The 21932-nt window shown below is 32.2% G+C and carries 23 protein-coding genes and 1 other annotated feature; of the genes, 22 read left to right on the top strand and 1 reads right to left on the bottom strand.

What is annotated here, in order from left to right; genetic code table 11:
* Positions 1-47: 47 nt before the first annotated feature.
* The 18 genes from recD2 to holA all read left to right on the top strand — a co-directional run bounded on the left by recD2 (position 48) and on the right by holA (position 17590).
* Positions 48-2384, top strand: a complete 2337-nt coding sequence (gene recD2, locus ACHAJD_RS03950; RefSeq protein WP_435584568.1) for an SF1B family DNA helicase RecD2 — start codon at positions 48-50, stop codon at positions 2382-2384.
* A 34-nt stretch (positions 2385-2418) separates the two neighbouring features.
* Positions 2419-2609 (top strand) — a binding site (T-box leader).
* Between the two features lie 44 nt (positions 2610-2653).
* Positions 2654-5275 carry an alanine--tRNA ligase gene (gene alaS, locus ACHAJD_RS03945; protein WP_435584567.1) on the top strand — a complete coding sequence of 874 codons (2622 nt, stop codon included), beginning with the start codon at positions 2654-2656 and terminating at the stop codon, positions 5273-5275.
* Positions 5272-5688: a Holliday junction resolvase RuvX gene (ruvX, locus tag ACHAJD_RS03940; RefSeq protein ID WP_435584566.1), complete on the top strand. Its 417-nt coding sequence runs from the start codon at positions 5272-5274 to the stop codon at positions 5686-5688. The genes alaS and ruvX overlap by 4 nt, the downstream gene beginning before the upstream one ends.
* Positions 5689-5701: 13 nt before the next feature.
* Positions 5702-5992, top strand: a complete 291-nt coding sequence (locus tag ACHAJD_RS03935) for a DUF1292 domain-containing protein (RefSeq protein ID WP_435584565.1) — start codon at positions 5702-5704, stop codon at positions 5990-5992.
* On the top strand, positions 5952-6617 hold the full coding sequence (locus ACHAJD_RS03930) for an O-methyltransferase (protein ID WP_435584564.1): 666 nt from the start codon (positions 5952-5954) through the stop codon (positions 6615-6617). Before ACHAJD_RS03935 ends, ACHAJD_RS03930 begins: the two co-directional genes overlap by 41 nt.
* A gap of 4 nt (positions 6618-6621) precedes the next feature.
* Complete coding sequence (locus tag ACHAJD_RS03925; protein ID WP_435584563.1) at positions 6622-7509, top strand: peptidase U32 family protein; 888 nt, start codon at positions 6622-6624, stop codon at positions 7507-7509.
* A complete protein-coding gene (locus ACHAJD_RS03920; RefSeq protein WP_435584562.1) occupies positions 7506-8696 on the top strand; it encodes a peptidase U32 family protein in 1191 nt (396 codons plus the stop codon). Before ACHAJD_RS03925 ends, ACHAJD_RS03920 begins: the two co-directional genes overlap by 4 nt.
* Positions 8697-8764: 68 nt before the next feature.
* Complete coding sequence (greA, locus tag ACHAJD_RS03915) at positions 8765-9235, top strand: transcription elongation factor GreA (protein ID WP_435584561.1); 471 nt, start codon at positions 8765-8767, stop codon at positions 9233-9235.
* Positions 9236-9282: 47 nt separating this feature from the next.
* The gene (locus ACHAJD_RS03910; RefSeq protein WP_435584560.1) at positions 9283-9972 is read left to right on the top strand and encodes a 5'-methylthioadenosine/adenosylhomocysteine nucleosidase; all 690 of its coding nucleotides are present in this window, start codon (positions 9283-9285) and stop codon (positions 9970-9972) included.
* Positions 9969-10667: a SprT-like domain-containing protein gene (locus tag ACHAJD_RS03905; protein WP_435584559.1), complete on the top strand. Its 699-nt coding sequence runs from the start codon at positions 9969-9971 to the stop codon at positions 10665-10667. The genes ACHAJD_RS03910 and ACHAJD_RS03905 overlap by 4 nt, the downstream gene beginning before the upstream one ends.
* 54 nt (positions 10668-10721) lie before the next feature.
* Positions 10722-11282 (top strand): YqeG family HAD IIIA-type phosphatase, encoded by a 561-nt coding sequence (locus tag ACHAJD_RS03900; RefSeq protein WP_435584558.1) that lies wholly within the window; start codon positions 10722-10724, stop codon positions 11280-11282.
* A 2-nt stretch (positions 11283-11284) separates the two neighbouring features.
* Positions 11285-12376 carry a ribosome biogenesis GTPase YqeH gene (gene yqeH / locus ACHAJD_RS03895; protein WP_435584557.1) on the top strand — a complete coding sequence of 364 codons (1092 nt, stop codon included), beginning with the start codon at positions 11285-11287 and terminating at the stop codon, positions 12374-12376.
* Positions 12376-12951: a bis(5'-nucleosyl)-tetraphosphatase (symmetrical) YqeK gene (yqeK, locus tag ACHAJD_RS03890; RefSeq protein ID WP_435584556.1), complete on the top strand. Its 576-nt coding sequence runs from the start codon at positions 12376-12378 to the stop codon at positions 12949-12951. Before yqeH ends, yqeK begins: the two co-directional genes overlap by 1 nt.
* The gene (gene rsfS / locus ACHAJD_RS03885) at positions 12944-13282 is read left to right on the top strand and encodes a ribosome silencing factor (RefSeq protein ID WP_435584555.1); all 339 of its coding nucleotides are present in this window, start codon (positions 12944-12946) and stop codon (positions 13280-13282) included. Before yqeK ends, rsfS begins: the two co-directional genes overlap by 8 nt.
* Positions 13279-13947: a class I SAM-dependent DNA methyltransferase gene (locus tag ACHAJD_RS03880; protein ID WP_435584554.1), complete on the top strand. Its 669-nt coding sequence runs from the start codon at positions 13279-13281 to the stop codon at positions 13945-13947. Before rsfS ends, ACHAJD_RS03880 begins: the two co-directional genes overlap by 4 nt.
* 41 nt (positions 13948-13988) lie before the next feature.
* A complete protein-coding gene (locus tag ACHAJD_RS03875) occupies positions 13989-14552 on the top strand; it encodes a helix-hairpin-helix domain-containing protein (RefSeq protein ID WP_435584553.1) in 564 nt (187 codons plus the stop codon).
* A 175-nt stretch (positions 14553-14727) separates the two neighbouring features.
* On the top strand, positions 14728-16596 hold the full coding sequence (locus tag ACHAJD_RS03870) for a ComEC/Rec2 family competence protein (RefSeq protein ID WP_435584552.1): 1869 nt from the start codon (positions 14728-14730) through the stop codon (positions 16594-16596).
* Positions 16597-16627: 31 nt separating this feature from the next.
* Positions 16628-17590 (top strand): DNA polymerase III subunit delta, encoded by a 963-nt coding sequence (gene holA / locus ACHAJD_RS03865; RefSeq protein ID WP_435584551.1) that lies wholly within the window; start codon positions 16628-16630, stop codon positions 17588-17590.
* A 60-nt stretch (positions 17591-17650) separates the two neighbouring features.
* Here the strand turns inward: holA and rpsT are convergent, their stop codons facing one another.
* The gene (rpsT, locus tag ACHAJD_RS03860; protein ID WP_435584550.1) at positions 17651-17911 is read right to left on the bottom strand and encodes a 30S ribosomal protein S20; all 261 of its coding nucleotides are present in this window, start codon (positions 17909-17911) and stop codon (positions 17651-17653) included.
* Between the two features lie 455 nt (positions 17912-18366).
* Between rpsT and ACHAJD_RS03855 the strand changes: the two genes are divergently transcribed.
* From ACHAJD_RS03855 to pgsA, 4 genes are all read left to right on the top strand, one after another.
* The gene (locus ACHAJD_RS03855; protein ID WP_435584549.1) at positions 18367-19227 is read left to right on the top strand and encodes a S1-like domain-containing RNA-binding protein; all 861 of its coding nucleotides are present in this window, start codon (positions 18367-18369) and stop codon (positions 19225-19227) included.
* A gap of 57 nt (positions 19228-19284) precedes the next feature.
* On the top strand, positions 19285-20004 hold the full coding sequence (locus ACHAJD_RS03850) for a YebC/PmpR family DNA-binding transcriptional regulator (RefSeq protein WP_435584548.1): 720 nt from the start codon (positions 19285-19287) through the stop codon (positions 20002-20004).
* A gap of 37 nt (positions 20005-20041) precedes the next feature.
* The gene (locus tag ACHAJD_RS03845; protein WP_435584547.1) at positions 20042-21265 is read left to right on the top strand and encodes an MFS transporter; all 1224 of its coding nucleotides are present in this window, start codon (positions 20042-20044) and stop codon (positions 21263-21265) included.
* Positions 21266-21360: 95 nt separating this feature from the next.
* On the top strand, positions 21361-21912 hold the full coding sequence (gene pgsA, locus ACHAJD_RS03840) for a CDP-diacylglycerol--glycerol-3-phosphate 3-phosphatidyltransferase (RefSeq protein ID WP_435584546.1): 552 nt from the start codon (positions 21361-21363) through the stop codon (positions 21910-21912).
* Positions 21913-21932: the final 20 nt, after the last annotated feature.

Raw genomic sequence — 21932 nt, 5'->3', positions numbered from 1 at the left:
GCGACTTTCATGAGTAAAACATGCTATAATAACGAAGAGGTGAGCCCATGGACTATCTTCAAGGCATTGTTAAACATATTACTTTTTATAATGAAGAAAATAATTACGGGATCATAAAAGTTACCGTTACTGAAACCTCCATCAAAAAGTCACTTTTTGATGATTTTTCCCATGAACTTGTTACTGTTACAGGCTATTTCCCTCGTTTTTCTAAAGGGGATGAAATTAGATTCTTTGGAGAAACTAGTGTACACCCTACCTACGGAGAACAATTTAATGCTAAAAGCTATGAACGTAGTAGTGAAACGAATATTGAAGGGGTTATTGATTATTTATCTAGTGATTTATTTACTGGAGTTGGTCCCAAAACTGCTGAAAAAGTTGTGAATACATTAGGGAAAAACACCATAAAAATTATTATCGAAAATAAGGAAGCGCTCGATCAAATTCCTAAACTTACAGATAAAGTAAAAGATACTTTATATGAAGGTCTAATTAAACATAAAGCCAGTGAACAAACACTCATTCAATTATATGGATACGGGATTTCTAGTAAAATGGCCATGCGAATTATTAGTGTCTATAAAGAAAAAACCTTAAGAATTTTAGAAGAAAATCCGTATAAAATGATTGATGATATAGAAGGTATCGGTTTTGATCGTGCCGATCACATAGCTAAAAAATTAGGTTTTGAAGATACAAATCCTTTACGTATCCGTGCCATGATTATATACCTATTTAAGTTTATTACTTACCAACAAGGGCATACATTTTTACCAAAGGATGCCTTTATTGAAACTGCAGCCAATCGATTAAGTAAAGATGACGCATTTATAGATGAATCGGCTGTTTTAGATCACGTGAACACATTAATAAACGAAAAAAAATTAATGGTTGAAGATGATAATATTGCGCTAAGAACAGTCGTTTTAGCAGAAAAAGAAATTGTCCATAAAATCAAAGTTTTAAATGAAAGTCCGCAAACCATCGATGAAGCAAAAGTTCATAACTTAATTAAACAATTCGAAACAAAAGAAGCCATTAATTATTCCAGCAAACAAAAGCTCGCTATTATAAATGCTTTAAAGCACCGAATGATGATATTAACAGGCGGTCCAGGTACAGGAAAAACAACCGTTATCAAAGGATTAATTCATGTTTATTACACGTATTATAATTTGAAAAAACCAGCCCTAAGTGAGCAATCATCCATTCATTTAATCGCCCCAACAGGGCGTGCGGCTAAACGCATGCAAGAATCCACCAATGCATACGCCCAAACCATTCATCGTTTTTTAGGGTATAGTTTTGATGGGTCTTTTCAACACGATAAATATCATCAAGTAGAAGGCAACTTATTTATCATTGATGAGGCGAGTATGATTGATTTATTTTTAGCAAGTCAACTCCTACAAAGTTTACCTGATTATGCTAATATTATCTTTGTTGGTGATGATGCTCAGTTACCAAGTGTAGGACCAGGACAAGTGTTTAAAGACTTAATTGATTCTAAAATTATTCCCACGATAACCCTCGATGTTATTCACCGACAAGCAAGTGATTCTCATATTATTGATTTGGCCCAAAAAATCCGTTTAGGCCATTTACCTAGTAATTTAGATGAACAATTTGATGACCGCTATATATTTAAAGAAACCCCGCAAAATTTTCAACCAAGACTTAAAAAAGCCATCGACTACTTAATTCAATTAGGGTATGACCTACAAGATGATATCCAAGTGCTCATTCCAATGTATAAAGGCACAGTTGGGATTGATGAAACCAATCGGTTCTTACAAGAAACCTATAACCATAATAATGAAGAAGTACTTAAATACAATAATCGCCTCTTTAAAGTAGGTGATAAAATATTACAACTCACCAATCAAATTGAAGATGGGGTTATGAATGGTGATCAAGGAAAAGTTATAGCGATTGATAATGATACAGAAGAACTCACAGTAGATTTTTTAGATGCAACTGTAAAATACCGAATGAAGGATTTAGTCAATATAACCCATGCTTATGCGATGAGTATCCACAAAGCACAAGGGAGTGAATACAAAGTCGTTATTTTACCTATTTTTAGTAGTTATTCTATTATGTTAAAGCGTAAACTAATCTACACAGCCATTACCCGTGCCAAAGAGAGGATTATGATTTTAGGGCATATAGATAAACTAAGTTATGCCGTTAAAAATTTAGAAGAATCCCGCTTAACCAAATTAAAAGAGCGCTTATTAAATGAGATAGCATATCAAACGGTTGATGAGGATGTAATTGCACCTAATCATGTGATAAATGATTCAACCATTCCCTTTGATTATTTAGGCGAAGAGATGCAAAATTTAAGCCCATATGATTTTTTAGATGATGAGCAATAACGTTTGCATTTTTAACTAACTTCCGTTATAATACATTCAATTGATGATGAAGATAAGTAAGCAAGCGTAAAGCAAAGAGAGTTTGTGGTTGGTGTAAACAAACATGCGCGTTTGACTGAAGCGACTTCGGAGAGATGTAAGAAATTACATCCGCTATGCAGCGTTAACGCATCGAGTGCTAGTAATAGAACTAAGGTGGTACCGCGGAATTTTTTCGTCCTTAAATGATTTTTTTAAGGACGTTTTTTTTATTTTAAAGGAGTGAGACGATGAAATATTTATCAGGGCACGAAATAAAGCAAATCTGGTTAAAGTTTTTTGAAGAAAGAGATCACAAGATTGAAGAAAGTGCGAGTTTAATCCCAATTAATGATCCAACATTACTTTGGATTAATGCTGGGGTTGCAGCACTAAAAGGTTATTTTGACGGTTCTAAAATTCCAGAAAATCCAAGACTGGTAAACGCACAAAAATGTCTTCGTACAAATGATATCGAAAATGTTGGAAAAACGGCTAGACATCACACATTTTTTGAAATGTTAGGGAATTTTTCAATTGGGGATTATTTTAGAGATGAAGTCATTCCTTGGGCATATGAACTCTTAACAAGCGAATCCTATTATGGGTTTGATCCGAAAAGACTATATTATACCGTATATCCAACCGATCAAGAAACCAAAAAACGTTGGATTGAAGTTGGCGTGGATCCATCCCATATTATCGAAAGTGACCATAACTTTTGGGAAATTGGTAGCGGGCCTTGCGGACCTTGTACTGAGATATGGTTTGACAGAGGTAGTGCATTTGGTGAAGGCGATATATCGCTCATCCGTGATGATATTGAAAATGATCGCTATATTGAAGTGTGGAATATTGTCTTTTCACAATTTAACGCAAAGCCAGGGTTATCAAGAGAAGAATACCCAGAGCTTCCAAATAAAAATATTGACACTGGAATGGGTCTAGAGCGCATGGCATGTGTGATTCAAAGTAAGGATACAAACTTTGAAACAGACTTATTTTTCCCAGTGATTAAACATATTAGTCGTTTAGCAAACAAACCCTATGACGGGTCTATGTCTTTTAAAGTCATCGCAGATCATATAAGGACCGTTACATTCGCAATCAGTGATGGGGCTACCTTATCTAATGAAGGAAGAGGTTATGTCTTAAGAAGATTGTTACGCCGTGCGGTAAAACATGGAAGACAACTGGGAATTAACCGACCGTTCTTAAAAGAACTAGTAGAAACCGTTGTCGATATGATGCAAGAGACTTATCCTTATTTAAATAAAACGATTCATTTTACAAAACAAGTCATTGAAAAAGAAGAACTTAAGTTTTTAGAAACTTTAAATCAAGGTGAAAAAATTCTTGAACACTTACTTAGTGATGAAGTCGATGTTATAAGTGGTAAAGATGTTTTTATGCTTTATGATACATTTGGATTCCCAGTAGAACTAACAGAGGAATACGCTGAGAGTAAAGGGAAAAAAATTGATAAAAAAGGCTTTGACTTCGAAATGCAAATGCAAAAAGATCGTGCACGTTCAGCACGAAAAGTTATGACCTCTATGAAAAATCAAAATGAAGCATTTTTAAACTTTAAAGAAAAAAGTGAATTTGTTGGGTATGATAATTTAGAGGTTACTTCCCAAGTTATAAAAGTCTTTCCTGAAGGCGTTGTCTTTAATCAAACCCCATTTTATGCAGAAAGTGGTGGACAAGTATCTGATACCGGCGTCATTGTTAAAAATGGCCAATCTTATGAAGTTATTGATGTTGAGAAGCTACCAAACGGCCAATTTATTCACGTTATAGAACACCATGATCTAAAAGAAAATGACACGGTTACTTTAAAAGTAGATAGCATTATGCGTAAACGTACGATGGCACACCATTCTGTGACCCACTTGCTCTATCAAACCTTGCGCGAGGTTTTAGGGGAACATGTAAGCCAACAAGGCAGCTTAGTTGGACCTGAATATTTACGATTTGACTTTAATCATTTTGAACTTATTGATGAAGATATGATTTTGAAAATTGAAGCATTAGTCAATGAAAAGATTGCTTTAAACCAAGACGTACACATTGAAAGTACCACAGTTGATTTAGCTAAAGAACGTGGTGCAATCGCAGAGTTTGGTGAAAAATACGAAAGCAAAGTTCGTCTCATTGATATGGGGGTTACCCTTGATTTATGTGGAGGAACTCATGTTGAAAATACCAGTGATATTGAGCGCTTCGCCATTGCAAGTGTTGAATCAAAAGGTTCAGGAATTTATCGTATTACAGCCTTAGCAAAAGATAAAGTTTATGATATTGAATACTTTATGCGTGGGATTGAAGATAACATAGAAAATACCCTTCAAAAAGCGAATCAATTAATTGAAACTGCTAAAAAAGAAGGCTTCAATTTATCAATTGATTTCCCAGTTAAGAAAAAAGTACGCGGGTCTTACCAAGATATTATAAACAAACGTCAATATTTTACAGAACTACAACACCATGTAAAACAATTAGAAAAAGCATTAAATGATTTAAGAGAGCAAGCATCATTAAAAGATGTTCAAACCTATCTTAAAGAAGCAAAAGATGGTAAAATAGTACTAAGAGTTAGCAACTATGATCCAAAAACGGTTAAAAATTTAGCGGATACACTTATGAGTCACTTGCAAAAAGGTGTTGTGTTTATTGCAAATGTCACAGAAGATAAAGTGTTATTTATCGCAAAATCAACCATTGATGTGCATGCAGGAAACTTAGTTAAAGAAGCTGCACGCATTGCAGGTGGCGGTGGCGGTGGTAGAGCTGACTTTGCTCAAGCTGGTGCAAAAGATGTTTCAAAAGTAGACGAAGTCATTCGCTACGTTAAGGCATCATTATTATGAAAATCTTAGGACTAGATTTGGGCACAAAAACATTAGGTATCGCTTTAAGTGATCCTTATCAAATCTTAGCACGTAGTGTTGAGACTATCCGCTTTGAAGAAGATGATTATCCTGATGCGATTAAAAAGTTAGAACAATTTCTAACGAAAGAAACAGTTGAAGGCATCGTCTTAGGCCTACCAAAAAATATGAACGGTACGATAGGTTCACAAGGGGAAAAAACATTGGCGTTTAAAGCTTTATTAGAAGCATCCATTTCTATACCAATATATTTATGGGATGAACGATTAACATCTAAAATGGCACAAGCGCAAATGATTGATAGTAATAAAAATAGAAAAAAAAGAAAGCAAAATATTGATCAAGAAGCGGCTAAAATTATTTTACAAAGCTATCTTGACAGTAAAAAATAAGGAGGATACTACAATGAATGACAAAACTTTACGCGTAGAAGATGAACATGGAAACGAATTTGATTATGAGATTCTCTTTACCTTCACATCAGAAGAAACACAAAAATCTTATGTAGTCTATAAAGAACAAGGTGATTCTGATGAAGTATTTGCTGCCATTTACACTGAAGATGGAGAAGGTGGAAATTTATTACCAATTGAATCAGATGAAGAATGGGACATGATTGAAGAAAAATTAGAACAATTCTTAGATGAAGATGAGCATGATCACGATCATGACCATGATCATCACACCCATGAATAACGAAACCTATTTAAAACAAATAAATCTTAAGGAAACGGATAGTTTATTCGTTTCCTTAAGAACGTTTGCTAAAGAGAATAATGTCCCGATTATTACCTATGAAGGGATGCTTTTTTTAAAACAATTAATTGCGCTAAAACACGCTAAAAATATTCTTGAAATTGGTACAGCAATAGGCTATAGTGCACTACACATGGCATCAACTGCATCACATGTTCAGATTACGACAATTGAACGTGATGAATCGATGATAAAGCTTGCCCTAAAACATATTGAAAATAGCACTTATAAAGATCAAATCACACTTATAAAAGGCGACGCTTTAACGGTGGATTTAGCTGTTTTAAACGCACCATTTGATTTAATCTTTATCGATGCTGCTAAGGCACAAAGTATCAATTTTTTTGAACGTTTTGAACCCTTACTAAAAGAAGAAGGGGTCATCGTGACAGATAATTTATTATTCCATGGGTTATTGTTTGAAGAAAACACATCAAAAAACGTTAAAAGTCTTACCAAAAAAATTGATGCCTTCAATCAATACTTAATGACCAGAAATGAATATTTTTCAGTCATCTATCCCATTGGGGATGGGATGAGTGTAAGTCTAAAGCAAAAGAGGTGAGCCGATGAAACTTGCAGTTACTTTGAATGACGAAACCACGTTAGAACAACTATTAGAAACTGAAGTGGATACGATTATTATCGGCTATGAAAATCTATCCCATCGCATGAAAGTAACCTATGACATCGAAACCATTAAAGGACTAGTTAACAAGGTGAAATCTCACCAAAAATCAGTGTGGATTAATATGAATATTATTATGCATGATGATCATATTGAAGCAGCACAAGATGCCCTATCTGACTTAAAAGAACTTGATATTGATGGTATTTTATTCGCGGATTTAGCCGTTTATGTACTTTCAGAAAGTTTTGGTTTAACCAATAAACTTATCTATTATCCTGAAACCTATACAACCTCAAGAATTGATGCTGAATTTTGGAAACATGAAAAAATTCAATCCATTGTTTTAGCACGAGAGTTAACATTAAAAGACGTCCTAGAAATATCAATAGATGCACCACTACCTATTACTTTAGTAGGCCATGGATACTTAAATATGTTTCATTCAAGAAGACCACTTGTTGAAAACTTCTTTAAATACACAGAAGAAGAAAACCCAGATTCCATTAAAAACAGTAAAAAACTCACGATTGTTGAAGAACAACGTGATGAATCATATAAAATTGTTCAAGACGCGTTTGGTACACATATATTCAGAGCAAAACCACTGGCTAGTTTTTCGGTCTTAGAACAAATTAAACCACATATAGATACCCTCATTATCGACACTTTATTTTTAGAACAGCATACATTCGACTTGATTAATGACTATTATGTAGCATTAAACAGCAAATCCTATGAGGCAATCATTGAAAAATATAAAGAAACCCATGATGATGGTTTTTACTTTAAAAAAACCATTCTAAATAAGAAGGGGGAAATCCTATGAGAAAACCGGAATTACTAGCCCCTGCAGGTGATTTAGAAAAACTAAAAATTGCGCTTATGTATGGTGCTGATGCCGTATTTATTGGCGGTAAACAGTTTTCACTTAGGGCAAGGGCATCAAACTTTGGAATTGAAGAAATAAAAGAAGCCTGCCTATTTGCGCATCAATTAGGGAAAAAAGTTTATGTTACCACTAATATTATTCCTCATACAGAGGATTTAGATGATTTACTACCTTACTTAAAAGCACTAGAGGAAGCAGAAGTTGATGCCATCATTTGTGCATCATCGAGTTTAATTGATGTTGCTAGAAAACATACTAATTTAGAAATTCATCTTTCTACTCAGCAATCAATCACTAACCATAAAGCCGTTAAATTTTGGGTTACGCGTGGTGTGAAAAGAATTGTTCTAGCTAGAGAATTATCCCTTGATGAATTAAGAACTTTAAGAAGTCAAACAGATGCTGACTTAGAAGTCTTTATTCATGGAGGGATGTGTGTTTCTTATTCTGGGAAATGTACACTCTCAAATAATATGACAGATCGCGATGCTAATAGAGGTGGTTGTGCGCATTCTTGCAGATGGAACTACGATTTATTTGAAGAAGATGATAAGAAAAATCACATTATCCCATTTGCGATGAGTTCAAAAGACTTACAGTCCATAAGACATATTTCATCACTTATTGATATTGGGGTTGAATCACTTAAAATTGAAGGCAGAATGAAAAGTATCCATTACATCGCAACCGTTGTTAAAACTTATCGTAAACTCATCGATGAAATTTGTGATGAACTAGAAGTAGAATTACCTAAATATTTACTCGAAATAAAAAAAGCTGAAAATCGTCTCACATCACATGGGTTTATGGAAGGTATGACAACCGTAAATGAACAATTATATAATTTAAGAAGTGAGCAACCAACCCAAGCATTTATAGGGTTAGTCCTTGATTATGATGAAAAAACCCAAATTGCGACAATAGAACAACGTAATTACTTTGAAACTGGGGATTTAATCGAAGTATTTACCCCGCGCTACGAAGCCGTAAGCTTAATTGCCCCAGAACTTATGAACGAAAATGGTGAAATCATTACCATCGCAAGACATCCTAAAGAAGTATTAAAATTAAAAATTCCCATGCCACTAAAACCGTTTGATATGATACGTAAAGTTCAAAACTAAAATCATGTTGTCAGAAGCATCAATTCATGATAAAATACATGTCTAGATGCAAATAAGGAGGAATAATCATGGATCCAAATGGAAAATATAAATTAACACAATCCGGTATCGATCAGTTAAGATTAGAACTAGAAACACTTAAAACAGTTGATCGTGAACGCAATCTAGAAGCCCTAAAAGAAGCACGTGCACAAGGTGATTTAAGTGAAAATGCAGATTATGATGCAGCCAGAGATGAACAAGCACGTATTGAAAAGCGTATTAAAGAACTCGAGATTATTTTAAAAAATGCTGAACTTATAAAAGAAGATCATTCTAATAAAGTTAACATTGGAAAACTCGTGACTTTAAAACTAAATGGTTTAGAACCAAAAGACTACACCATTGTAGGGACTTTAGAAGCGAACCCACTAGAAAGTAAAATTTCGAACGAATCACCGGTTGGTAAAGCCGTTATTGGTCATAAAAAAGGTGAATCAGTTACGTTTAAAACCGAAGCAAATAAAGAAGTTAAAGTAACGATTGTTGACGTGAAATAAAGAATGCTTGCCATTCTTTTTTTCATAATTAATAAGAGGTGATCACATTGAAAATTGGATTAATCTTTGCTATGCAAGAAGAATTAGATGCGTTTTTATCATACTGTGAAAATGTTCATATTAATAAAATCAATCATTTGACATTTTATGAAACTAAAACTAACAACCATCATCTAACGATGATTTTATCTGGGATTGGAAAAGTAAATGCAGCGTATGCAACCACTAAATTAATCGAACATTATCAAGTGGAGATTTTACTAAATAGTGGGGTTGCTGGTGGTATTAACGTTAACCACCAAGCAGTAGTTTTATCAGAACAAGTTACTTACCACGATGTCGATGTACGTGCATTTAACTATGTTAAAGGGCAAGTACCAGGACTTAATCCAACCTTTAAAGCAGATAGTATGTTACTTGAAAAAGCCTTTCAAATCGCAAAGAAACTTCATATTGATGTTCACACCGGAACTATAGCATCAGGTGATCAGTTTATTACCTCACTTTCACCACTAGAAGATGTAATAGCTTTATATGATAATCTTAATGCGATTGAAATGGAAGCTGGTGCGATTGCACATATTGCCCATTTAGAACAAGTGCCTTTTTTAATTATCCGTTCTATTTCAGATGTTATTGGTGATGAAAGTCAAAGCCATGATTTCAATACATTCTTAAAAAATGCAGCGTTAAATGCAGCGAATCTATTAAATGAACTGTTACATGATTTATCATGATTAAGCATCATATCAATAATCAAGTGTATACGTTTCATACACGTAGTAATAAACGTCAACGTCGCATTATCATCAAACCAATAGATGAAACATCATTTCAAGTAAGTATGCCCAAATATACAACTAAAAAAACATTGATTAAAGTCATAGAAGAAAACGAATCAACATTACTAAAAATGAAACCACAAATTTCTCTTATTGACCATATCATTAAGACTAAAAAAGTCTTAATTTTTGGCATGATGTATACATTAGAGTTTACAGATACATTTAATTTAGATATCACAAACAAACATGTAACGATTGCAGTTAAAAATCATGACTTAAATAGCTTAACAAAAGCATTAAAAAGAACACTTAAAGAGATTTTACTTGCTGAGGTTATGCAACTTGAAGCTAAGTATAAAGACCATTTTTCTTTAGAGCATGTTAAATATCGCATGCAATATATGAAATCTAAATTTGGCAGTTGTCAACCTACAAAAAAACACATCTCTATTAATTTAGAAATGATTCATTATCCTATAGAGTTCCTTGAGTTTATTTATGTACATGAACTATGTCATCTAATCGAAGCAAATCATTCAAAAAACTACTATACACTTTTAGCTACATATATTCCCAATCATAAAGTGTTAAAACATCAACTAAATCACTTACGAAAAACACTATACTTTCAGAACACATCGTCCTAAGATAGACAAAGTCTATGGGCTTTAGTATAATTACGGTATAAATAGGAGGCTACTATGATACATCACTTTTTTAATACTTTACATTTTATACCTGATTACCACGAAAACACTGTTTGTGACATTGACTTTAAAGCGCTGTATCAAAATGGGATACGGCTTTTATTAATTGATCTTGATAACACCTTAATCCCTTATGATCAAAGCATTCCTCACCAAGAACTTCATGATTTTTTTGAAGGGCTAAACACCATGGGCTTTGAGACAATCATTGTCTCAAACAACCATAAAGCACGCATTAAACTATTTGCGAACGCCGTTGAAACACCATTTATTGCATCCGCAAAAAAACCATTAAAAAGAGGCTTTAAAAAAGCAATCAAATTAGCAAAAAAATCTTATAAAAAAGAAGAAATCTGTATGATTGGTGATCAAATTATGACAGATGTTTATGGTGCAAAACGACTAAAACTTCAAGTTGTACTCGTCTTACCAATCAAGAAAAAAAGCGAAAAATGGTATACAAAAGTTAATCGTTATTTAGAAAACAGAATCTTAAGAAGAATTGAAAAAGAACATCCTAACACGTACCAAAATTTAGATTTGAAGAGGCGATAATGATGGAAAGAACTTGCATGGGTTGTGGAGGGCATTTACAAAATACCGACCCTAAAAAACCCTTTTATACACCAAAGAAACTAGAAGAAGCTGTTGATATATTATGTCAACGCTGTTTTAAAATGCGTCATTACAACGAAGTCATTCCCTCTTATTTATCTGAGGCTGATTATCAAAATATTGTAAGTAAAATAGCACTTGAAAAAGCACTTGTTGTTATGGTTGTTGATCTTTTTGATTTAGAAGGGTCAATGTTGCCACAAATTCATAAACTCACAGAATATAACGATTTAATCGTTATAGCAAATAAACGTGATTTATTACCTAAGAGTGTTACGGATGCTAGACTTAAGCACCGCGTGATGAAACAATTACATGTCAATCAAATTAAACCTTTAGATGTTTTCTTAACTAGTGCGATAAAACGTATGGATATTGATGCGTTAATTGATCAAGTATTTAAGTATAGTAAAGGAAGAAATATCTATATTGTTGGCGCAACGAATGTAGGAAAAAGTACTTTAATCAACACTTTCTTACAAGCAAGTACTGCCTTTAAAGATACGCTCATCACAGTTTCAAACACAAGAGGTACGACACAAGGATTTATTCCAATTCCTTTTGAAGATCAAATTTTATATGATACACCAGGATTGTTTAATAAAAACCACCTAGGCCATTTATTATCAGAAAAATCTTATCAAATGATTCAACCTAAAAAAGAAATTAAACCTTCAATATTTCAGCTAAAAGCTGGTCAAACATTATGGTTAACAGGGTTGGTCAGACTAGATTTTAATCAAGGTGAAGAAGCAAGTTTTGTGATTTATATGAACAATACCCTTAAAGTTCATAGACAAAAAACAGAAAATGCTGATGAGTTTTATGAAAAACATAAGTTTACGCTATTATCTCCACCAACAATAGATGATCAAGATATTTCATTAAAACCGCATCGTTTTATGACTAAACATAATGTGAAAACAGATTTAGTTATTCCAGGGTTAGGCTTTATTACAATAAAAGGTAAAACAACAGTCACTTTACATGCACCAGTAGGGATAACCCCTTATCAAAGAGAGGCAATTATTTAATGTTAGAGACCATAAAAAAGGATTTACTTGAGGTATATAAGCATAAAGTCGACCGATTAAATCACATTTATGGTGTGAAAAACACAGCGCTTAAACTTGCAAAAACGTACGGGGTTTCTTTAGAAAAAACCGAAATCGTAGCCTATTTACATGATTTAACTAAATATGAACCAATTCAATATCATATAGATATTATTAAGAAATACTATGATGAATCTATTCTTGAGGATTTTTCTGAACCGCTATATCATGCTTATAGTGCAGCAGCAGTAGCTAAAGAAAAATATTTAATCAATGATGAAGATATAATCCGTGCCATTGAATCGCACACAGTAGGAAGACCAAACATGAGCAAGCTTGAAAAAATCATTTTCATTAGTGATTATATTGAACCAAATAGAATGTACCCTTCCTGTGTAAATGTTCGTGAAATCGCCTTTAAAGACTTAGATATGGCCGTCTACGAAGCCATAAAAACATCAATCAATTTTTTTAAAAACACGGGAGGCACTATTCCCAAAATAGCTTATAATGCTTTTAACTACTATAAAAGACAAGGAGAAAATAATGTCTAAAATTAAAATTGTTGTCAATGCACTAGAATCACTTAAATTAGAGGATATTATCGTTTATGATATGCGTGAGAGAAGTCCATTTTTTGATTATTTTATTCTTTCAACCGCTTCAAATACTCGACAACTTCAAGCAGCCATTAAACATTTAAAAGATGATTTATCAGCAGCAAAATACGATTTGCCAAATGTAGAAGGTAATCATTCAAACGCATGGGTATTAATGGATGCTAAAGATATCGTTGTGAATATTTTTACTAAAGAAGAAAGAAAGTTTTACAATATGGAAAAAATGTGGTTAGATGTGCCACAAATCAATATAGACAAACTATGAGTTATAGCGTATTAGCACCGATTTATGAACAACTCATGGACGATGTGTTATATACAATCTATCTTGATTTAATTCTAAAATATTCAACCCCATCTAAAGTGTTAGAACTTGGCTGTGGCACGGCTTACTTATCGCGTGAACTTGCAAAATTAGACTATGATGCAACCGCTATGGACAATAATGAAGAAATGTTAGAAATGGCAAGTTATTATGCCGGTAATGATGGCGTTAATATCACCTTTTTACAACATAATATTACTGAAGCGATAACTGGAAGATATGATCTAATTATTATGCCTGTAGATGTCATAAACCACTTAAATACCAAAGATGAAGTCTACCAACTATTTAAACATGTGTTTAATAGTTTAAATAATAACGGGTTATGTATTTTTGATAGTCTAAAGTGTACGTATATAGAAAGTTTAATCGGTCATAATGAAGCTATTCTTATTGAAGGTTACGATATTGAATGGGAAGTTAAATCGGTAAATCTTCATTGTGCCCATCAACACCAAGTGACAGTGAATAAAGTAACCGAAACACACATTACTAAAGGATACCTAGAAGAAGACCTTTATCAAATGATTAGCGCCTTTAATGTAATCGATAAAATAGAACTTGAAGAACGCATCATTTATGTTTTAAAACAAAAAGAAAAATAAACACTCTAACTTTACTATATAAGTGAAAGGAGTGTTTTTTTATGATAAAAAAATACCAAAACCAAATTATTATTGTAAGCATATTATTATTACTTGTGATTGCCTTTATTTTAAATAAAATACAATCTGTTAGTGCACAAACTATAACACCTAATTACATCAATGAAGTAAGAGAAGAACCAAAAAGTACTTACATTTATATCGACTTAAAAGGAGAAGTGAATCATCCAGGAGTTTACAAAGTTAACGAACATATAAGGTTGTTTCAGCTTATTCATTTAGCGGGTGGATTAACAGTGAATGCGGATGAGTCAAAAATTAATTTATCTCAAATATTATTCGATCAAAACGTTATTGTAGTTCCACCACAAAACCACAATGGAGATTCAGATATAACAGATGCTTTTGATGACGGAAAAATATCGCTTAATCACGGGACAAAAGAAGCATTAATCTCACTACCAAATATTGGTCCTGCAACGGCAGATAGAATTATTGAATATAGAACAAATAATGGACCATTTACATCATTAGAAGATATTTTAAAAGTAAGTGGTATTGGTGAGGCAACTTTTGAAGCCATCAAACCTTTTATTAAACTTTAAAGGTGAGGCACACCGTGTAGTTATTATTGTTATTTTATATATAATTGCGTTTTATTATATAATTTTTTACAGTCTTGTAATATTGTTTTTATACAAACTATTAAGATATAGTAAACCACTCTTCTACTTTACAGTTGCTTTTTTGATAATATTTTCAATAAGGCACCTACAGCGTATGCCAAGGCCAGTTGATTTTACACAACCTGCTAAAGTCATAAGAGTAGAACCAGAAAAAAACCGTATCATTGCGAAGACAAATTACAAGTTCATCCTATATTATGATGAGATTAGTGATATTAAAAATGGTGACACAATAACTTATACAGGAGTAAAGCAAGATGATAGGGTTCAAACGATGCCTTTTGGATTTAACTATAACAAGTATTTGTTAAGTCAAAATATTCACGCAATCTATTATGCAGACTCGGTAAACGTTTCACAAAGTGGGTTCTCAGTTTATTTTATAAAGGGCTTTATAGATGACTACATGTCAAATAACTTTTCAGAAAGTTTACCTTACATCCAAACCTTTATTACCGCGAATCGAAGTGAGTTTGACAGTGAATTACTAAACTCAGTATCTAAACTTGGAATCGCACATCTTTTTGCGGTATCCGGTTTACATATTTCTTTTATGTCTTTACTTATCTTCAAAATTCTAAAAACTCTGAAAATTAAAGACCTTTTTATTGAAATTATACTTGGCGTTTTCTTATTTCAGTTCATCATTTTAACTGTTTTTGCATCAAGTGTTATAAGAGCAAGCATGATGGTTATTCTACTCATTTTAAATAAACGATTTAAATTACATTTTACAGCTTTTGATTTATGTACTTATTTAGCACTCTTTTTACTTATTATTAATCCACTTTACTATCTTCAGTTAGGATTTATCTTAACATTTTTAGTGAGTGGTTCTTTACTTCTTTTTAGTGAGCAATTAAATGGCTTATCAAAGGTATATCAATCACTCCTTGTGAGTACTATATCCTTTTTTTCTACGTTACCTATCATTACAAGTTTTAATTATAGCTTTACACCGTTTACTATTTTATTTAATATATACTTTGTCTTTTATACGATGATTTTATTATTACCATTTGGTTACCTTACTTTTATATTTCCATTTTTTGAAGTGATATATATTTGGGTTATATTTCTCTTTGAACAATCCATTTTTATTACTGAAAAGTATTTTTATGTTGAAATTAGACTGTTTTTTAATCATCTATATAAAATCATCCTTTATTACACCATTTTTCTTTATATTTTAGCAAAACCAAAAAGAATAATGCTTTATTTTTCAATGTTTGTTTATCTAATGTTAATTCACTTATCGCCATATCTATCTTATAAACAACAAGTAACATTCTTTCACGTTCATGGGGATGCCATTTTAATACAAGATTCCTTTAACCAATGTAACATGTTAATCGATACTGGCGCCCCTGATTTTCATAACAGTTTACTAAACAGTTTAAAAGCGATGCAAATAACACACTTTGATTATGTTGTGATTACCCATTGGCATTATGATCACTACGGGAACTTAGATTTAATTGAAGACTATTTTATTATTAATACAATCATTACAACCGATAATCAAGTTTTTTATGAAGCCCAAATGATTCAGTGTGGACGCATTAATTTTTTTATTTATCCAAACACTTACGACTCATCAAGTGAAAATGATCGCTCAGTTGTTTTAAAGTTATGGATTGCAGAGGATATTTACTTATTTACGGGAGATATTGAGTCTGAAAGAGAACTACTTTTGTTAAACGAAGATATCAAGGCAAATATACTAAAGGTTTCGCATCACGGATCAAGATCGTCTTCTACAGAGGCTTTCTTGACAGCGGTTAATCATAAAGAAGCCGTAATCTCAGCTTCTGCGAATAATCCATTCGATCATCCACATCAAGAAGTGATTGAGCGGTTAAAAAGGCTAAATATAACAGTTCATCAAACAAACCTAGAAGGAACGATTCATTTTCAGTACATTTTCAATAAACGCATAAAAAAAACAGTCTTTAACCCTTGATTTATGCTATAATAGTTTCGAGGTGATGAAGGTGAAAGAACAGGTTATTTTGTTTTATGGAGAAGACACCTTTTATATCAAAAGTAAAATAAATCAAATCATTAAACAGTATGAGGTAGATGAATATAATATTGCCTATTATGATTTAGATGAAACATTATTAACTGAAGCAATCAATGATGCCATGACGATACCGTTTATGAGCGATCATAAAGTGATTATATGTCAGAATGCTCGTTTTTTAGGAACAGAGAAACTTAAAAAAGCATTAGACCACGATATTGATTTATTAGCACAATACTTAAAAAACCCAGCAGAAACAACGGTATTAATTGTGTCAGCGCCAGTATCATCCTTAGATGATAGAAAAGCTATAGTCAAACAGCTTAAGACACATAAAGTCGTTGAATGTAAATTAAAATCAGGAAAAGACTTAGTATCTTGGGCTAAACGTCAAGTGGGTAATTTATCCATGACAATCGATCCAGATGCTCTAGACGAGTTTATTAAACGCGTTGCGCACAGTACTGAGTTTGCCTACTTAGAAATGAAAAAATTGTTGCTATATGCACAAGATAAAAATCATATTGATATTGAAATGATTAAAAAGGTTATTACTAAAAACATTGAGGATAACGTTTATGAAATTACAAACGCCCTTTTAGCTAGAAATCAACAGAAAGCTTTAGCGGTTTATCATGATTTAGTTCTTTATAGTGAAGACCCATTAAGAATCTTAAGCACAATTATTAATAAATATAGAGAACTGCTTCACGTTAAAATTCTTTTAAATGATGGCAAAAACCAGCAAGCAATACAAGATTACTACAACGTTTCAAGTGGACGCGCTTATTACATGGTACAAAACGCTAAATTTGTAAATTTAGAAAATATAAAAGAACATTTACTTAATCTTGAAAAATTAGACTACCATATTAAAACTGGTAGAGTGGATAAAAAAATCGGATTAGAACTATTTATCCTAAGCACATAAAAAAAACGCGGAAGAAGCTATTAGCTTTTTCCGCGTTTTTTTACAAGATTTTATTGAACTTTATAAAGTGTTTACTAATTTTGCTAAACGTGATTTGTGTCTAGCAACAAAATTTTTATGATGAACACCTTTTGCTAGCGCTTTGTCTAACTTTTGATTCGCTAAATTTAATGCAACAAGTGCTTTCTCTTTATCGTTTTCTTTCGCATGTTGTTCTACTTTTTTCATTGCGCGTTTTAAACTTGATTTAACAATCATGTTTGCTTGGCGACGTTTCTCATCCGTTTTTACACGTTTAATTTGTTGTTTGATATTTGCCATGGTTTCACCTCCGTATCATAAGCGATATAATTGTATCAAATACATACTGAAATTGCAACAATTATTATCTTCTTAATATGTGATTAGTTTTTACAAAAGCATTAATTTTAAATCACTAATCAATAAGTATAGGACTCAATTACTGTTAATCTAACAATCACAAAGTTTGAGACGATTGTGACGATTAGTTAAATAGCTACTAACATAGTTATAAACGGTATGTATTTTTAGTAAAAAATAGTTTAATATCCACTGAGAAAAACAAGAATAAATAGTCAAATTATATGGATAGGCTAAATAGTTTGAAAAATAAACGGTTTTTTTATAATTGATTATAAATAACCATCGATATTATACCATATCTTTAATTTGAAAAAGGCTTTATTTTTCATTAAATCGTGTCATAACACGTGAAGTTTAACCCTTGTTTTGGTATAATGAATTGAGGTGATTTTATGTCAATCATAAAACTAGGACAAAACTATATTTTTAACGTTATTAAAACCACAAAAGAAGCGTACATTGTAACCTATCAAAACGCAACATTAGAACTTCCAAAAGATGAAGCAATCGAACCCGTTAAAATCGGAGACTTCGTTGATGGCTTTGTTTTTATGGATCAAAATAAAAACATTGTAGTTACCATGAAAAAACCATTAATCGATACCCATAGAGCAGCCCTTGTTGATGTAGTCGAAGTAAAACCAGGATTAGGTGTCTTTGTTAATGTTGGACTAAGTAAAGATATGTTAGTTTCAAAAGATGATTTACCGTTTATGAAAAAACATTGGCCAAATGTTGGCGATAAATTATTTTGCTATTTAAAAAGTGGTAAAAATCAAATTATTGCAAGACTTGTCAGCCGCTTTAAAATGGTTGATTATTTTAATCCAGAACAACCATTAGTACTAGAATCAAAAGTTACCGCATTTGTTTTTTATATAAGTGAAGAAGGCTATGTCTTATTTACTGAAGAAGGCCATGAGTTATTTGTGTTCTTTAAACATGTTAGAGATGAGTTAAGACTTGGTCAAAGTGTTGAAGCAATCGTAACGGTTCAAAAAGACGATCGACATTATAATGCTACATTAATTGAGCAAAAAGAGATTATGATTGACGTGGATGCTAAAAAAGTACTAGAAGTTTTAACAGATTTAGGTGGAACTATGCCTCATACAGATAAATCAAGTCCTCAAGAAATATATGAAACATTTAGAATGAGTAAGGCTGCTTTTAAGCGTGCACTAGGTAGTTTATATAAAGCAAAAAAAGTTAGTCTTGAAGCTACACAAACAGTTTTAATTAAAAACGATTGATAAATTAAGGTTTTTCTTATATAATACCGATAGATTTTTAAGAAATGGATGATTAAGATGGGAAGAAAGTTCGAAGTTAGAAAAGCCTCAATGATGAAATCAGGGTTACATAAAAGTAAACTCTATTCACGTTTTGGTAAAGAAATTTATGTATGTGCACGCAATGGTGGAACAAACCCTGACTCTAATTTAGCGTTAAAACATCTAATTGAACGTGCAAAAAAGCAGCAAGTACCTATGGATATTATAAAACGTAATATTGATAAAGCTGCAGGTGGTACTGGTGAAGAATTCGTCGCTATTCGTTATGAAGGATTTGGTCCAAATGGTAGCTCATTTATTGTTGATACTTTAACAGATAATGTAAACAGAACCGTAAGCGAAGTTAGAAACTGTTTCACAAAAATCGGTTCCAAAATGGGTGTTAAAGGCTCAGTTGAACACATGTATCAACATCTAAGTTTTATTACAATAAAAGGGTTAGATAGCGAAGAAACACTAGAATATTTACTTGATAAAGATATAGAGATACAAGATTTAGATGAAACTGAAGAAGGCATAGAAATCACTGCCGATGGTTATGATCTAGAAAAAATAGAAATTGCCTTAGGTGAGTTAGAAGCTGTTGAAATCATTGACTCAGAACAAGGCTGGTATCCACATGAATACGTAGTTTTATCCGATGAAGATTTAGAAAAATACGACAAATTTATTCAACTAATAAATGATTGTGAAGATGTTCAAAACGTCTATGATAATGTCGAAACACAAGAATAAAAAAACTCGTTAAGAGTTTTTTTCAATGGTGGTTAATATGAAAAAAGCCCTATACATTACACTAAGTTATGCATTTATTCAATCTGTTATTCATAACTTAGGCCATGTGGTTACGCCTGTATTCGTAGCTCAAAATGAGATTCCAAGATACATGTTTGGATTCTTTTTTTCAGCGATGAGTTTAGGATTATTAATTGGTGGACCTATATGGGGCATTTTAGGCGATCAAAAAAATAAAAGGATGTTAATTGTATTAGGTTTGGCTGGGTATAGTTTAGGTCAGTTTTTATTTGTGAGTACAACGAACTTATACTTAATGACATTTTTTAGATTTATTTCTGGTTTTAGTGTTAGTGCGCCCGTGACATTAATTCTTTCACAAGTTATCAACTTATCCCCTAATAATTTGCGTACGAAGTATTTAACCATATATGCAGCACTTTTTGCTCTTGGCACAACGATTGGCTATAAAATAGGCGGGTTTATGGGTGACTATTTTATTAAAGAAGTATTTTATATCCAAGTAATAACGAACCTAGTTTATGCTGGGTTTGTTTTGATGAGTTTTAAAGAACTTAAAAGAAGTAGCGTTCATAAAAAAGAAACCTTTGTTCAAGGATTCAAAGATATCACAAAAATGGATCTATCTTTACTCATCTTTTTGATTGCTTTAACATTAGCAACAACAAGTGCAACCATCATCCAACGCTATTTAGATGTTTATGTAACTTTAGACTTAGGAAGAAGTACAAATGAACTTGGTGATCTTGTATTAATAACGGGAATTGTAGGGTTTATTACAAACTTCTTCATTGTACCTTTTCTTACAAGACTTCAAAAAGATTTTGCTTTAATGAAATGGATTCAAGTTTTATCAGCCATAACTATTTTTATTGTATTTAGAAGCCAATATATTATTGTAGCACTCTACACTGGCTATATGTTTTACATTGTTTTAAAATCGGTTTATCAACCACTCGAGCAAAACTATATTTCCTTAAATGCACAAGGAGAAAAATATGGTTCAATCATGGGCGTAAGGCAGGCATTCTTTGCGATGGGAATGGTAATAGGCCCTTTAGTTGCTGGGTTCATATACGATTATAACCCGATACTAGTTTTTGATATTTCAAGTATCATGTTCATCATCGCATTCATACTCTTATTTATAAGCCAAAGTGCACTAAAGAAAAAGCAATTTGTAGAACCATTAACTGCATCCCATCAATATGAATCAATTGAGTATAAAGCCTCTCCTTAAGAGGCTTTTTTAAAACTGTAAAATACGCCTATATCCAGTTGTTTTTATTGTTACATCTAGGCTAATGTGCTATAATTATCATTGAGGTGAAAAAAATGAATCTACCAAACAAACTCACGATGCTACGCGTTATTTTAATCCCAGTTATTGTTGTACTTTATTACATTGAAAAAGAAGCAATACTTGCAAGCGGTTATAGTATTACAATAGGGATTATTTTTATAATTGGTTCACTTACTGATTATTTTGATGGCTATTTAGCTAGAAAACATAATCTGATTACAACATTCGGAAAATTTTTAGATCCTTTAGCAGATAAATTACTTGTTATGTGTGCATTACTTATTTTACAAGAATTAACAATTATTCCAATGTGGGCAGTCCTTGTTATTTTAACTAGAGAATTTATTGTTACAGGGATACGTTTAGTTGCCGTTGGAGAAGAAGGAAACGTTATAGCAGCAAGTAACTTAGGAAAATACAAAACTTTTTCTACGATGCTCGCAATCACCTTTTTATTATTAAGATTTAATGCAACAATAGAAATGATTGGGTTAGTATTATTTTATATAGGTGTTGCTTTAACTGTTATATCAGGCTTTGATTATTTCCAAAAAAATAAAATATTAATTTTAAAATCTAAATAAAAGAAAACCATTTACTTTTA

The sequence above is a fragment of the Liberiplasma polymorphum genome (assembly GCF_043951795.1).
Taxonomy (GTDB): domain Bacteria; phylum Bacillota_I; class Bacilli_A; order Izemoplasmatales; family Izemoplasmataceae; genus Liberiplasma; species Liberiplasma polymorphum.
Note: the sequence above shows the minus strand (reverse complement) of the source record. Positions and strands in the feature narration are given on the sequence as shown.